Origin of the sequence: Nocardioides ungokensis (genome assembly GCF_013466985.1) — a bacterium.
GTDB lineage: Bacteria > Actinomycetota > Actinomycetes > Propionibacteriales > Nocardioidaceae > Nocardioides > Nocardioides ungokensis.
Genome location: NZ_CP059164.1, coordinates 3,640,443 through 3,653,774, shown reverse-complemented (window position 1 = coordinate 3,653,774; position 13,332 = coordinate 3,640,443). Strand labels below are relative to the sequence as shown.

Sequence of the window (13,332 nt, the reverse complement as noted above, 5' to 3'; positions counted from 1 at the left end):
TGCCGAGCGTACGCCCGTGCCGGTTCAGTCCACGTAGACCCGGCGTGTCCAGAACCTCTGGTCCACGCCCAGGCTCAGCGCGTTGTCCAGGTACGTGTGCTTCCAGGTACGCCGGACCTCCTCGCTCAGCGCCCGGAACTGCAGGAAGCGGGGGTCGCCCACGCAGCTGCGCGGGAAGCCGACGCGGACCGTGTTCCTGGAGTAGCTGACCTTCAGCCGCGTCGGGCAGGCGATGTCGCGACCCCGGCCCGTCATCAGGAACGCCGTGCCTTCGCGGTCGTGGCGCGTGGCGACCACCCCGGCGGTGGTCTTGTGGTGATCCGGGTCGCGCATGTCGACCGACACGGTCAAGCGTCGGCCGGTGCGGCGGAGGTCGGTGAACTCCGCCTTGATGACCACCCGGGTGGCCGTCTGGGTGAAGGTCGTGGTCAGGAAGTCGGCGTTGCTGGACCCGGGCGCGGGGGTGGGGTTGCCGCCGCCCTCGTCCACGCGCACCACGTCATCCCGGGCGTCGAGGACGACGCGGCTCCCGGCGACCGCGGGTGCGGCGAGCGCAGGGACGAGCGCGAGGGCTGCCACGAGGGTGGCCGTCCGTCGGACCGACGTACGTGCGGAGCGGTGCATGTGACCCCCTGTGGGATGGGCAGTAGCGGGCCTGCCTCGGGTGCACCCCCGAGGATGTGGCAGGCGCCGGTCGGCGTACCGGCGGTTGCTCGCGACATCACCAATTCGGGCGATGTGCCTCGATCAGGAAACGCTCGGACGTCGCGCGGAAGGGGCCGTCGCGGCGGATGCGCTCGTGGAGCGCGAGCAGTTGCGGACGGTAGGCCTCGACCGAGAACTCCGGCACCGTCCAGATCACCTTGCGCAGGAAGACGACGACGGCCCCGACGTCGTCGAAGGTCATCGGCAACGAGGCGCGCTCCAGCCGCGTGACCTCCAGCCCGGCGGCCTCGGCGGCGGCCCGGTGCACCTCCGGCTCGCGGGCGGTGCCGACCTCGAACGGGCCGATCATCGCCTCGGACAGCTCATGGACGGTGCCGGCTCCCACCTGCTGCGAGACGAACGTCCCGCCCGGCGCGAGCACGCGCGCGACCTCCGACCACGGCGTGCTCACCGGGTGACGCGACACGACCAGGTCGAACGACGCGTCCGGGCAGGGGATGGCGCTGTTGACGCATTGCACGACCCGGCCACCCCACGGGGCGAGCGCCTGCCGAGCGAGCGCCGCGTTCGGCGCCCACGACTCGGTGGCGACGACCGTGTCGGGGCGCGCGCCACCCTCCCGGAGGGCACCGGCGAGCACCTCACCACCACCCGTCTGTACGTCGAGCACGCGCCGCGCGGCCCGGAGCCGGTCGGCGACCAGCCGCTGGTAGCCCCACGGTGGGCGCCCCTCGGTGGCTCGTCCCTCGAACCACGAGAAGTCCCAGCCCTCGACCGGGACCGCCTCTCCCTCCGCGACCAGGGCGGCGAACGTCATGTCTTCCACGGCCCGGATCCTGTCGGACCCGACGGGCTGGCCGCCACCGAGTTGCCGCGGGCCCGGCGTCGCGGGGTCTGGTGACCATCGTCCCTGTCCGGGGGCACCCGCGCTGGTCAGGGTTGGAGTGACCCCTGGAGACCTGTGATGACACTGACCGAGACACCCCCCACCAGCCTCGACGACACGAGGCACGCCGAGATCGACGCGCTGGTCGCGAGCAGCGCCGAGGCGGCCAGACGCTTCCGCGAGCTCGACCAGGAGCAGGTCGACGCGATCGTCGACGCGATGGTCCGCGCCGGCGTGCGCGCCGCGGCCGAGCTCGCGCAGGTGGCGATCGAGGAGACCGGGTTCGGGGTCTTCGAGGACAAGGTGGTCAAGAACTACGTGGCCACCGAGTTCCTCTCCGACTACCTGCGGGGCAAGAAGTCGGTGGGTGTGATCGACGAGGACGTCGAGCGCAACATCGTCCACGTCGCCGAGCCGATCGGCGTGGTGCTGGCGATCACGCCGGTCACCAACCCCACCTCCACGGTGCTCTACAAGGCGATCGTGGCGGCCAAGACCCGCAACGCGGTGCTGTTCCGGCCCTCGCCGTACGCCATCCGGTGCTGCGAGCGGGCCGTGGAGATGCTCCGCGAGGCGGCCGAGGCCGCCGGCATGCCACCCGGTGCGCTGCAGGTGATCCCGGACGCCGCCCACGAGGTGACGCACTACCTGTTCAAGCACCCGGACGTGGACTTCATCTGGGTCACCGGCGGGCCGAAGATCGTGGCGCTGGCCAACGCTGCCGGCAAGCCCGGCCTCTCCGTCGGCCCGGGCAACGCCCCCATCTACATCCACCGCACCGCCGACGTGCGGGGCGCCGTCGTCGACATCCTCATCTCCAAGACCTTCGACGCGTCGGTGATCTGCCCCGCCGAGCAGACGTGCATCGTGGACGACGCGGTCTACGACGAGACGCTCGCCGAGCTCGAGCGGATGGGCGCGCACCTGCTCACCGAGGAGGAGGCCAACCGGCTCGCGGAGTTCGCGTTCGGCTGCGAGGACGGCGTCACCAGCAAGGTGAACATGGAGGCGCTCGGGCAGCAGGCGCCGCAGCTGGCCGCCCGCGCCGGGATCACGGTCGCCCCGGAGACCAAGATCCTGCTGGCGCCGCTGCCGTCCGACCTCGAGCTGCTCGCGGCCCACGTGCTGGTGCAGGAGAAGCTGATGCCGGTCCTGGGCCTGGTCCGCTCGCCGAGCGTCGAGCACGGCGTCGCGGCGGCCGTCCTGGTCACCGAGAGCACGGCGGCCTCGGGCACACCTCCGCGGTCTACGCCAACGACCCCGAGGTCGTGGACGCGTACGCCGCGGCGGTGCGCACCGGCCGGATCCTGGTCAACGCGCCGACCGCGGTCGGGGCGCTGGGCGGGGTCTACAACAACCTGACGCCGACGTTCTCGCTCGGCTGCGGCACCTGGGCGGGTCGACCACGACCGAGAACGTCAACTACACCCAGCTGCTCAACATCAAGACCGTCTCCCACCGACGGACGCCGCCGCAGTGGTTCCGGGTGCCCGCCAACACGTTCTTCAACGCGGGCGCGCTGGAGAACTTGCGCGACGTCGAGTGCGAGGCGGCGGTCATCGTCACCGACGCGGACAGCGAGCGGCGCGGGGTCGTCGACCTGCTGCGGTCCAAGCTGCGCACCCGGCACGTGCAGGTCTTCAGCGAGGTCGAGCCGGAGCCGTCCGAGGCGACGATCCAGGCCGGCGTGACCCTGCTCAACCGGGCCCGCCCCGACCTCCTCGTCGCGGTCGGCGGTGGCTCGGTGATCGACGCGGCCAAGGCGATGCGGCTCTTCCACGAGCACCCCGAGAAGTCGCTGGACGACCTCACGCTGCCCTTCCTCGACCCCCGCAAGCGGGTCGCGGACTACCCGCGCGACAGCCACCACGTGCGCCTGGTCGCGATCCCGACCACCTCCGGCACGGGCTCGGAGGTCTCGCCGGCAGCGGTCCTGACCGTGGGGGAGCGCAAGGAGACGCTGGTCGACTACTGCCTGGTGCCGGACATGGCGATCGTCGACCCGGTGCTCACCCTGAGCCTGCCCGCGAGCGTGACGGTCGACAGCGGGATCGACGCGCTCACCCATGCGCTCGAGGCCGCGGTCTCGATCTTCGCCTCGCCCTACACCGACGCCTTCTGCGTGCAGGCCGCGCGGCTCATCTTCGACGCGCTGCCCAGGGCGTACGACGACCCGGGCGACCTCGCCGCCCGCACCGACATGGCCAACGCCGCGACGCGCTGGCGGGGCTGGCCTTCTCCAACGCCTTCGTCGGCACCAACCACGCGCTGGCCCACGCGGTGGGCGCGCGGTTCGGGATCGCGCACGGCCGCGCCAACGGGATCTTCCTGCCGCACGTGCTCCGCTACAACGCCGGCCTGCCGAGCAAGTTCATGCCCGCGCCGGGCTACTCGGCGTACGTCGCGCCGGAGAAGTACGCCCAGCTGGGCCGCGTGGTCTTCGGCGGTCGCGAGCCCGACGAGAGCCGGCACCGGCTCTTCCAGGGCGTCGAGGACCTGCTCGACCGGCTCGGGATGCCGCGCTCGCTGCGGTCGGTGGGGATCGCCGAGGACGAGTTCGAGGCGGCGCTGCCCGCGCTGGCGATGACCGCCTTCTCCGACCTGAGCAACCGCACCAACCCCCGGATGCCGCTGATCAGCGAGCTCACCGAGCTGCTGCGGCTGGGGTACGCCGGAGGTGAGCCCCGTGCCGACTGACTCCGCCACCCGCACGGTCGAGGTGGCCGCGCCGTTCGCCGACGTCCTCGCCACCATCCGCGACGTCGAGGGACAGGTCGACTGGATCCCCGAGATCCTCGAGGCCGAGCTGCTCGAGGTCTACGAGGACGACGACCTGCCCGCCACCGCGCGCTTCAAGGCCTCCGCGACCGTGGGCACCGACGAGTACACGCTGAGCTACGAGCACACCGACAACACCATGAGCTGGACGATGGTCGAGGGGAGGATGCAGACCGGGCAGGAGGGCTGCTACACGCTCGTGGAGCTCGACCCGCAGCGGACCTCGGTGACCTACGAGCTCACCATCCACCACAACCTGCCGCTGCCGGGCTTCATCCGCCAGCGCGTCATCAACGGCCTGGTCGGCAGCACGCTCGACGGGCTCCAGCAGCACTTCGTGGCCGCGGTGTAGCCGCAGGCCGTCCCCGAAAGGGGTGATGTGCCCCCCCCACCGGCGGGCAGAGGGTGGGGGCACCCGACCCCAGGAGACGACGCCATGAGGTTTCGCACCCGAGCCCGACTCGCCCTCGCCACCCTGCTGACTCTCGCGGTCGCGGGCGCCTTCACCGGCCAGTCCGCCAGCGCGAGCGGCGGCAGCCGCGACGGCAAGCAGCTCACGGTGATGACGCAGAACCTCTACCTCGGCTCGCCGCTCACCCCGGCGCTCACGGCAACGACACCGGCACAGTTCGTGGCCGCAGTCGCGACGATCTACGGCACTGCGGTCTTCACCGACTTCCCGAAGCGCGCCGAGGCGATCGCCGACACGGTCGCCACCGAGGACCCGGACATCATCGGGCTCCAGGAAGTCTCCAAGTGGATCGCGCAACCGCTGGTCCCGGGCGCGAACCCGCCGAGCTACGACTTCCTCGCCATCCTGCAGGCGGCGCTGGCCAAGCGCGGCCTGGACTACAAGGTCGCCGTCGTCTCGCAGAACGCTGACATCGGGCCCGCCCCGCTCGTGGCCCCGCCCTTCGGCTGCGGCGTGCCCACCTCGCCGACCGCCCCGCAGTGCGTTGTCACGCTCCAGGACCGGGACGTGATCCTGGTCAACAACGACACGTCGGGACTGGTCGTGCGCGGGTCGGCGACCGGTGACTACGTGGCCCAGCAGCAGTTCACCCCGCCGGGCAGCACCCCGGTCTCCTTCGCCCGTGGCTGGGCCTACATCGACGCGCGCCCTCAACGGCACGAGCTTCCGCTTCGCCACGACCCACCTCGAGGTCGAGGACTTCCCGGCCGTGCAGGAGGCGCAGGCCAAGGAGTTCCTGGCCGGTCCGGTGCACACCGGCGGCCCGGTCATCGCCGTCGGCGACTTCAACTCGGCGGCCGACCCGGCGACGACGACCAAGCCCACCACGACGTACGCCGACCTGACCAAGTCGTGGTTCAAGGACGCCTGGGACGTCAACGGCGGGGACCCCGGGGTCAGCTGCTGCCAGAACGGCACGCTCACCAACCCGACGTCGGAGCTGCAGACCCGGATCGACCTGGTGCTCACGCACGGGTCCGTGAAGGCGCAGTCCGCACACCTCGTGGGCAACACGCCGTTCTCGAGCACGCCGCCGCTGTGGCCCTCGGACCACGCCGGCCTGGTGGCCACGCTCACACTGCCGGGCCGCTGAGCCGGGGAGGGCTTGAGACGCGTCACATCGGGCGTGACAGGGGATTAACCGCGTCGTCACGGGCGCTGGGCAAGGTGGACGACACCACCACCCCGAGGAGACGTCACCCATGTCCCGTCTGATCGACGACCTGAACACCCTGCACGCGTCGTACGTCGACGCCATCAACGCCGCCGTCACCGAGAACGACCCGGCGCGCGCCGAGGAGCTCGCGGCGGCGTACGACACCGACGCGATCGCCATGATCGCCGAGCGCGAGGGCCGCACCCACCAGCTCCCGATCCGCCGTCCGGCCACCCCGGACACCCCGCTGCGCCGCCTTGTGGCGCGAGTCACGGCGCTGCGCGCCGCCTGACGGGGGATATCCGCCGGTTCTCCTGACACGGATGAGCCGGTCTGCATAGCGTGAGAGACACTGGGGCGGCAGCGGTGCCCGGCTGTCACCAGGTCTCTCACACTCGTCGGGCACCCCACCGGGGGAGTGTCCGTGAAGTCTCGTCTCACCAGCTTGGTGGCGCTCGCGCTCGTCGCGACGCTGCCGAGCGCCGTCTCGTCCGCGTCGGCGCCCAGCGCTGCCGCCGCCACCAGGACGGCAGCGCCCCTGCCGGGGGCCCGCCCCGACCCGGGCTTCGGTCCTGCGGCCCGCGCCGCGGCACTCACCTCCGCTCGCCAGCAGGCGCCCGCCGTGGCGCGGAAGCTGGGTCTGGGCTCGGCGCAGTCGCTGCTCGCGCGCTCCGTCGACCGTGACGTCAACGGGGCCGAGCACGTGCACTACGACCGCACCGTGCACGGCTTGTCCGTGATCGGCGGCGACATGGTGGTCCACGAGACCGCCGGCGGCGCCGTCACCGGCGTCGACTACGCCTCCGACAACCCCCTCGCGGCGGTCCCGACCCGCGCCTCGGTCCCGGCCGCGCGCGCGCCGTCCGCTCCGTGAGTGCGCGCGAGCACCTCGCGAGCGGCACCGTCGGCAGCCCCGCCCTCGTCGTCTGGGCCGTCAGCGGCGTGCCGCGGCCGGCCTGGCAGGTCCAGGTGCGTGGCGCCGACGCCCAGGGCGCCCGGTGAAGCGGGTCGAGTACGTCGACGCGACCAGCGGTCACTACATCGCCGGCTGGAGCACCCTGGAGACCGTCGCCGGCAAGGGCCACTCGCTCTACTCCGGCACCGTCCCGCTGAGCACCTCCAAGGTCAACGGCAGGTTCGTCCTCAAGGACCCGGCCCGCGGCGGCTCGACCACCGTCGACCTGTTCAACAAGAACGGCGGCAAGGGCCAGGTCTTCAAGGACGGCGACAACACCTGGGGCAACGGCAGGGCGAGCAACCGCCAGACCGCTGCCGTGGACGCCGCCTTCGGTGCCGCGAAGACGTGGGACTACTACAAGAACACCTTCGGCCGCGCCGGCATCCGCGGCAACGGCAAGGGCGCGAAGAGCCGGGTGCACTTCTCGAAGAACTTCGACAACGCCTTCTGGGACGACGGCTGCTTCTGCATGACCTACGGAGACGGCGGCAGGTTCTTCAAGCCCCTGGTCGCGCTCGACGTAGCCGGTCACGAGATGAGCCACGGCGTCACCTCCAACACCGCCGGCCTGCTCTACTTCGGAGAGCCGGGCGGACTCAACGAGGCCACCAGCGACATCTTCGGCACCATGGTCGAGTTCTCGGCCCACGACAAGCAGGACCCGGGCGACTACTGGATCGGCGAGAACGTCGCGAAGAAGGCGACGCTGGGCACGCCGTTCCTGCGCCGGATGGACCACCCGAGCCTGGACACCTACAAGGGGCAGGGCAGCTACGACTGCTGGACGCCGACGATGGGCGCCGACGACCCGCACTTCACCTCGGGCGTGGGCAACCACTTCTTCTACCTGCTGGCGGAGGGCACCGGCCCGAAGACCATCGGCGGTCGCGCGCACAACGGCAAGTCGTGCAACTCGACCACCTTCGCGGGCATCGGCCGGGACACTGCGGCGGCGATCTGGTACCGCGCGCTGACGACCTACATGACCTCCACCAGCGGCTACATCGACGCCCGCGACGCGACCATCCGGGCGGCCAAGGACGTGGCGCCTACGGACTGCGCCGCGGTCGAGCAGACCTGGGACGCGGTGTCCGTCCCTGCCGGCCTGTCGAGCTGTGCCGGCGGCGTCCTCGACGAGGGTGACAGCGTGCTGGGTGCCAACCCCGGCTTCGAGAGCGGCGCCACCGGCTGGTCGAAGAACAGCACTGTGAAGATCACCAAGGACCAGAGCTACGGGATCCCGCACGACGGCAAGTGGTTCGCCCTGCTCAACGGGCAGGGACAGGCCAACACCGCGCTGCTGACCCGCACGCAGCAGGTCACCGTGCCTGACACCGACACGGCCACCCTGCGGTTCTCCTTGCTGGTGTTCTCGCGGGAAAACCCTGCGCTCGAGCACGACACGTTCGACGTCATGGTGAACGGCACGCCGATCGGGGCCAGCGGGCACTGGAGCAACATGTACTCCAACGTCACCTACCGGCGGTGGAGCGTCCCGATGTCGGCGTTCAAGGGACAGACGGTGACCATCGGCTTCCGGGGCGTCGAGAACGCCAACCGGCGATACACCGGCTTCCTGCTCGACGACGTCTCGCTGACGCCGCGCTGATCCGGGGCTGATTCGGGGCTGATCCACACGACCGTGGCCCTCTCCCGCACGGGAGGGGGCTACGGTCGCGTCCGTGGCTGACGCGATCTTCGACGACGAGCGCCTGGCGCAGGTCTACGACCCGCTCGACCCGGACCGCAGTGACCTCGACTTCTACGCGGCGCTCGTCGAGGAGCTGGGTGCCCGCACCGTGCTCGACGTCGGCTGCGGCACAGGCACCTTCGCCTGCCTGCTCGCGGGGCGCGGTCTGGACGTGACCGGCGTCGATCCCGCCGGGGCCTCGCTCGAGGTGGCGCGCGCCAAGCCCGGCGCCGACCGGGTGCGCTGGGCGCACGGCGACGCGACCACGCTCCCGCCGCTGCAGGTGGACGTCGCGACCATGACCGCCAACGTCGCGCAGGTGTTCCTCACCGACGACGACTGGCTCGCCACCCTGCGGGCCGTGCACGACGCGCTGCGCCCGGGCGGGCACCTGGTCTTCGAGACCCGGGTGCCCGAGCAGCGCGCGTGGGAGCGGTGGGACCGCGCGCACACCCACTCGCGCACGGACGTCCCCGGCGTCGGGGGAGTGGAGACGTGGTGCGACCTGCTCGGGGTCGACGGCGACCTGGTGTCGTTCCGGTGGAGCTTCGCCTTCGACGCCGACGGGGCCGTGCTCACGTCGGACTCGACGTTGCGGTTCCGCCACCGGACCGAGCTCGATTCGTCGTTGACCGAGGCCGGCTTCGTGGTGGACGACGTCCGCGACGCGCCGGACCGGCCCGGGCGGGAGTGGGTGTACGTCGCCCGGCGGGCGTGAGGCGTCAGTGCGCGGCGTCGGCGAGCTTGCGGCGCAACGTCATCGTGGCGCGGCTGTGCAGCTGGCTGACCCGGGACTCCGTGACGCCCAGCACCTGCCCGATCTCGGCCAGGGTGAGCCGCTCCCAGTAGTAGAGCGCGACGACGATCTGGTCGCGCTCCGGCAGCTCGCGCACGGCCGCGAGGAAGCCGGGCGGGATGTCGTCGTCGCTGCCCGGCAGGTCGACCGACGCACGCGGGGTCTCCTCGTCGTCGAGGGTGGCCGCCTCGAAGCTGACGACGCTGGTGTTCGCGGTCTGGGAGTACATGGTGCGGAGCTCGGCGACGGTGATCTCGAGCTCCTCGGCGACCTCGTGGTCCTGCGGGGAGCGTCCCAGCCGGCGCTCGAGCCGGGCCTGGGCGGCGTCGATGTCGCGGATCTTCTCGCGCACCGACCGCGGCACCCAGTCGGTGGCGCGTAGCCCGTCGACGATCGCCCCGCGGATCCGGGAGACGGCGTACGTCTGGAACTGCAGGCCGCGGTCGGGGTCGAACTTGTCGATGGCGTCCATCAGCCCGATCACGCCGTCGGAGACGAGGTCGTTCTGGTCGACCGACGAGGGGAGGCCGGAGCGGACGCGGCCGGCGACGTACTTCACGAGAGGGGAGTACTGCAGGACGAGCCGGTCCCGGGCGTCCTTGTCGGCGGAGTCCTTGAACCGTCGCCACAGCAGGTCGACGGAGCTGTCGGGCGCCTCCACGTCGTCCTCCCCCGAAGTTCGCAGCCCATGCGGGGCTGAATCCTCGGGCAAACCCTAACGGACGAATCAGCCTTCGTACTCGAAGTGCCAGGGCTCGGGGCGGCTGCCGCCCGCCTCGGCCCACGACGGGTGGTGCCAGCCGAACGCCGGGCCGTGGGTCATCATCCAGGCGTGCTCGGGGGTGTCGAAGCTCTCGATGCCGCCGCAGAGGTCGACCGCGAGGCCCCAGCCGTGCACGGAGGTGCCCGGCGTGGCGGTCAGGTTGGGCTTCTGGACGTGGGCGAGCTCCTGGCCGGCGCGGGACCGGTAGGAGTCGGTGATGCACAGGCTGCTGCCGTTGTCCTGCTCGAACGAGGCGCTCATCAGCCGGAACGCGACGGCCGCGTCGCAGCGCAGCTGCTGGACGCCGTCGGGAGTGGCGGCGCAGAGCGCGTTGCTGGGGACCTCGCCGTTCGTGTACGTCGCGCGCGGCGCCTCGGGCACGTCGAGCACCTGCGTCGGGTCGACCGGGACTCCGTCGAGGCGGACCTCGAAGTGCAGGTGCGGGCCGGTGGTGTTGCCCAGGTCGCCCACGGCGCCGACCTGCTCGCCCGGCCGGACGGTCTGGCCGTCGGCCACGTCGACGCGGGACAGGTGGGCGTAGAGCGTCTCCACCCCGCCGCCGTGGTCGATCCGGACGAGGTTGCCGGCCCACGACGGGTGCTCGATGGTGACGGTGCCTGACCCGGCGGACATCACGGGCGTGCCGATCGGGGCAGCGAAGTCCTGCCCGGTGTGGGCGCCCGACGACCAGCGGTCACCGGCACTGCCGAAGCCGGCCGAGAGGGTGTAGCTGCCCGCGGTCATCGGCAACACGAAGGGGCCCGAGCCGTCGGATGGCGCCGAGCTCGAGGTGTCGGAGAGCGTCGCGCAGGTGCCGCTCGTGGGGGCGGTGACGGCGTCCGCGCCCTTGGCGGGCTTGTCGGTGGGCAGCGTCGGGCGCCGCACCGCCAGGACGCCGCGTGGAGTGAGGGCGCGCACCGCGGCGGTGCCGGTGGAGGCGTCGGCGACGATCGCGAGCTGGCGGCCCACGTAGACGCCGGTCTCGCCGAGGCCGGTCCGTCGGTTGCCGAGGACGACCAGGTCGCCCACCTGCATGACGGCCCGCGGCACGGCGGGCAGGTCGGTGAGCTGGGTGGCCGCGTCCGCGGGGAGCGTGACCATGCTGCTGCCCCAGGCGTTGGCGACCAGGCCACCGCAGGCGTACGTCGACGCGGCGACCCCGCCCGGCACCTCGGTGAGGCCGAGCCGGTGGAACGCCTCCGAGACGGCTCGCACCGTCTCGGACGGCAGGACGGTCACCGGGCGGCCGTCGGGCAGCCGGGACTGGGCGACGCCGTGCACCGGCCGGAAGCCGGCGACGCGGACGGGCTCGAGGGGAGCGGTCAGGTGGCGGGGGTTGGCCAGCTGCTTGGCCGGCGGCGGGACCACGGCGGCCGCGCCCACCTGGTGGAGGTAGCGCACCCAGGCACGCAGGGCCCGGTGGTTGCGGCGGTCCTGCGCGGGGTCGGTGACGGCGTACGCCGTGGGCAGCTGCGAGCGGCGGATGGCGGCGGCCACGACCTGGCGCGCGGTCCAGGTGGCCTCGACGCGCTCCTGCTTGCGCTGGGCGGCCTCCCACGCGAGCCGGTCCTTCTCGGCATCGTCGATCGAGGTGGCGAGCGCGGCCTGGACCATGTCGGAGAGCCGGCGAGCGTCCTCGGCGTTCGCAGCCGCGTCGGCGGCCTTGTCGACGTCGGACTCGCCGGGGGAGACCAGGTCGCCGAGGGCGTGGAGCACGCCGCCCTGCTGGTCGGCGACCTGCTCGCGCAGCCGGCTGGCCGTGGCCTCGGCCGCCTCGGCGTTGGCGGTGAGCCGGGCTGCCTGAGCGCTGAGCCCGGCGACCTTCTGCCGGGCCTCTTGGTAGGCGGCGGACGCGGCGTCCACCTTCTCCTGGATCACCGCGGAGCGGTGGCTGGTGCGCAGCGACCGGGCGGTCTCACCGGAGCCGTGCGCTCCGGGAGCGGCGCTCGCAAGGGTCGACGAGGACGGGATCACCATGGCCGTCGCGGCCGCCGTGAGGGTAGCCAGGACCGCCAGCCGGTGCTTGACCGGAGTGTGCTGGCGGCCGACGGCCATGGTGTCCTGCCTTGTCTGTGTCGGTGGTGCTGGGTGTGCGGGTCAGTCGTCGAGGAAGGCGAGCTCCTGGAGCACCGCCGCGCGCTTCTCGTTGGAGACCTCGACCGGGGCGGGCGTCGGCACGATGGCCAGCGCCGGCACCACGAGGGCGGGCACGTCGACGGGCTCCTCGTCGGCCTCGGGAGCGACGTACGACGTCGGCACCGGCGCGAGGTGGGGCTGCGGCTGGGGCTCGGGCTCGGGCTGGAGCTGGGGAGCCTCCGCCTCGGGAACCTCCGGGAGCGGGAGGGTGGGCATCGGGATGGAGCCGGTGGTGGCCGCGGGCGCCTCGGGCACCTCGGGGACCGGGATGCCGGCGCCACCGGAGACGGGGATGCCCGGCACCGGGATGCCGTTCGCGGGCGTCTCGGTCGGGGACATTCCGGGGACGGGGATCGAGCCGGTGGTCACGCCGGGCGGCTCGGGAGCAGCCGGAGCTGCCTCGACCTCGTGCATCGCGGGCTCGGTAGCAGCGTTGGAGAGCGCGGCCTGGCGGGAGGCCTGCAGCCCCACACCGAAGACGGTGCGGATGACCGCGGCCATCTCGCGGAGGCTTTCCTGGGCAGCGCCGGGCGAGAGCACGGTGCGGGTCGGTTTGCGGCGATCGTCATGGTGAGCTCCTCGAATGGGGGGAGTGAGGGAGATCAGTCGTGGATCAGTCGTAGGGAAGGGGTTCCACGGTGAGCGTGGTGCTCACGTGGGTCAGGCGGCTGAGGAGGGCGACGTGCTGCATCAGCAGCGTCGGAGCCGTCTTGGTGCCGGTCAGCGTGACCGAGCCGTCGGGGTAGATCGTGAAGCCCTTGCTGACCACGGTGATCCCGTGGGCCAGCGCGTCCTGCTGAGCGGCGGTCAAGGCGTTGATGGCCACCTGGCGGACGGTCGGCCCGGTCTTCGCGACCGCCGCCGCCTTGTAGCCGGCGTCCCTGATGTCGTCGGGCGTCGACACCTTGGTCATGATCACCGAGCCGGTGTCGATCGCCAGGCAGGCGACCGCCGCCACGGCCAGGATGATCAGGCCTCGGAAGCTGAGGTGTTGGAGGAATCCACGCATGACCGGTTCCCTACTGTGGCTG

General features: G+C 72.1%; 15 protein-coding genes and 1 pseudogene. 10 read left to right on the top strand and 6 right to left on the bottom strand.

Annotated features, from left to right (window positions below; all coding sequences use genetic code 11):
* Positions 1–24 precede the first annotated feature (24 nt).
* A complete protein-coding gene (locus tag H0S67_RS18040) occupies positions 25–624 on the bottom strand; it encodes a hypothetical protein (RefSeq protein ID WP_180934160.1) in 600 nt (199 codons plus the stop codon).
* 97 nt (positions 625–721) lie between these two features.
* Positions 722–1,483: a class I SAM-dependent methyltransferase gene (locus H0S67_RS18035; protein WP_180936994.1), complete on the bottom strand. Its 762-nt coding sequence runs from the start codon at positions 1,481–1,483 to the stop codon at positions 722–724.
* Between the two features lie 147 nt (positions 1,484–1,630).
* Between H0S67_RS18035 and H0S67_RS23845 the strand changes: the two genes are divergently transcribed.
* The 10 genes and pseudogenes from H0S67_RS23845 to H0S67_RS18000 all read left to right on the top strand — a co-directional run bounded on the left by H0S67_RS23845 (position 1,631) and on the right by H0S67_RS18000 (position 9,324).
* A complete protein-coding gene (locus tag H0S67_RS23845) occupies positions 1,631–2,914 on the top strand; it encodes an aldehyde dehydrogenase family protein (RefSeq protein ID WP_219635328.1) in 1,284 nt (427 codons plus the stop codon).
* Positions 2,915–3,038: 124 nt separating this feature from the next.
* A pseudogene (locus H0S67_RS25825) lies at positions 3,039–3,758 on the top strand (iron-containing alcohol dehydrogenase); the annotation flags it as partial.
* A 74-nt stretch (positions 3,759–3,832) separates the two neighbouring features.
* Positions 3,833–4,249 (top strand): hypothetical protein, encoded by a 417-nt coding sequence (locus H0S67_RS28600; protein ID WP_484549373.1) that lies wholly within the window; start codon positions 3,833–3,835, stop codon positions 4,247–4,249.
* Positions 4,239–4,682 (top strand): SRPBCC family protein, encoded by a 444-nt coding sequence (locus H0S67_RS18025; RefSeq protein ID WP_180934159.1) that lies wholly within the window; start codon positions 4,239–4,241, stop codon positions 4,680–4,682. The genes H0S67_RS28600 and H0S67_RS18025 overlap by 11 nt, the downstream gene beginning before the upstream one ends.
* Before the next feature lie 742 nt (positions 4,683–5,424).
* Positions 5,425–5,895 (top strand): endonuclease/exonuclease/phosphatase family protein, encoded by a 471-nt coding sequence (locus H0S67_RS18020; RefSeq protein ID WP_180934158.1) that lies wholly within the window; start codon positions 5,425–5,427, stop codon positions 5,893–5,895.
* Between the two features lie 109 nt (positions 5,896–6,004).
* Positions 6,005–6,250, top strand: coding sequence for a hypothetical protein (locus H0S67_RS18015; RefSeq protein WP_180934157.1), 246 nt, complete (start codon positions 6,005–6,007; stop codon positions 6,248–6,250).
* 132 nt (positions 6,251–6,382) lie between these two features.
* Complete coding sequence (locus H0S67_RS18010) at positions 6,383–6,832, top strand: hypothetical protein (RefSeq protein ID WP_180934156.1); 450 nt, start codon at positions 6,383–6,385, stop codon at positions 6,830–6,832.
* Entirely contained in the window at positions 6,829–6,960 is a 132-nt protein-coding gene (locus H0S67_RS26905) for a hypothetical protein (protein WP_281368887.1), read from the top strand. The genes H0S67_RS18010 and H0S67_RS26905 overlap by 4 nt, the downstream gene beginning before the upstream one ends.
* A complete protein-coding gene (locus H0S67_RS18005) occupies positions 6,957–8,525 on the top strand; it encodes a M4 family metallopeptidase (RefSeq protein ID WP_180934155.1) in 1,569 nt (522 codons plus the stop codon). Before H0S67_RS26905 ends, H0S67_RS18005 begins: the two co-directional genes overlap by 4 nt.
* Positions 8,526–8,598: 73 nt before the next feature.
* Positions 8,599–9,324 (top strand): class I SAM-dependent methyltransferase, encoded by a 726-nt coding sequence (locus H0S67_RS18000; RefSeq protein ID WP_180934154.1) that lies wholly within the window; start codon positions 8,599–8,601, stop codon positions 9,322–9,324.
* 4 nt (positions 9,325–9,328) lie between these two features.
* Here the strand turns inward: H0S67_RS18000 and H0S67_RS17995 are convergent, their stop codons facing one another.
* The 4 genes from H0S67_RS17995 to H0S67_RS17980 all read right to left on the bottom strand — a co-directional run bounded on the left by H0S67_RS17995 (position 9,329) and on the right by H0S67_RS17980 (position 13,310).
* The gene (locus H0S67_RS17995; RefSeq protein WP_180934153.1) at positions 9,329–10,063 is read right to left on the bottom strand and encodes a FliA/WhiG family RNA polymerase sigma factor; all 735 of its coding nucleotides are present in this window, start codon (positions 10,061–10,063) and stop codon (positions 9,329–9,331) included.
* Positions 10,064–10,129: 66 nt separating this feature from the next.
* The gene (locus H0S67_RS17990; RefSeq protein WP_180934152.1) at positions 10,130–12,220 is read right to left on the bottom strand and encodes a peptidoglycan DD-metalloendopeptidase family protein; all 2,091 of its coding nucleotides are present in this window, start codon (positions 12,218–12,220) and stop codon (positions 10,130–10,132) included.
* 42 nt (positions 12,221–12,262) lie between these two features.
* Positions 12,263–12,802: a hypothetical protein gene (locus tag H0S67_RS17985; protein ID WP_180934151.1), complete on the bottom strand. Its 540-nt coding sequence runs from the start codon at positions 12,800–12,802 to the stop codon at positions 12,263–12,265.
* Positions 12,803–12,914: 112 nt separating this feature from the next.
* The gene (locus tag H0S67_RS17980) at positions 12,915–13,310 is read right to left on the bottom strand and encodes a hypothetical protein (protein ID WP_180934150.1); all 396 of its coding nucleotides are present in this window, start codon (positions 13,308–13,310) and stop codon (positions 12,915–12,917) included.
* Between the last annotated feature and the right edge of the window lie 22 nt (positions 13,311–13,332).

Bases quoted from the DNA above. Each gene is read 5' to 3' on its own strand.
- H0S67_RS17980 (WP_180934150.1), bottom strand. From the start codon at position 13,310: ATGCGTGGATTCCTCCAACACCTCAGCTTCCGAGGCCTGATCATCCTG.
- H0S67_RS23845 (WP_219635328.1), top strand. From the start codon at position 1,631: ATGACACTGACCGAGACACCCCCCACCAGCCTCGACGACACGAGGCAC.
- H0S67_RS17990 (WP_180934152.1), bottom strand. From the start codon at position 12,220: ATGGCCGTCGGCCGCCAGCACACTCCGGTCAAGCACCGGCTGGCGGTC.
- H0S67_RS18040 (WP_180934160.1), bottom strand. From the start codon at position 624: ATGCACCGCTCCGCACGTACGTCGGTCCGACGGACGGCCACCCTCGTG.
- H0S67_RS17985 (WP_180934151.1), bottom strand. From the start codon at position 12,802: ATGGCCGCGGTCATCCGCACCGTCTTCGGTGTGGGGCTGCAGGCCTCC.
- H0S67_RS18015 (WP_180934157.1), top strand. From the start codon at position 6,005: ATGTCCCGTCTGATCGACGACCTGAACACCCTGCACGCGTCGTACGTC.
- H0S67_RS18035 (WP_180936994.1), bottom strand. From the start codon at position 1,483: ATGACGTTCGCCGCCCTGGTCGCGGAGGGAGAGGCGGTCCCGGTCGAG.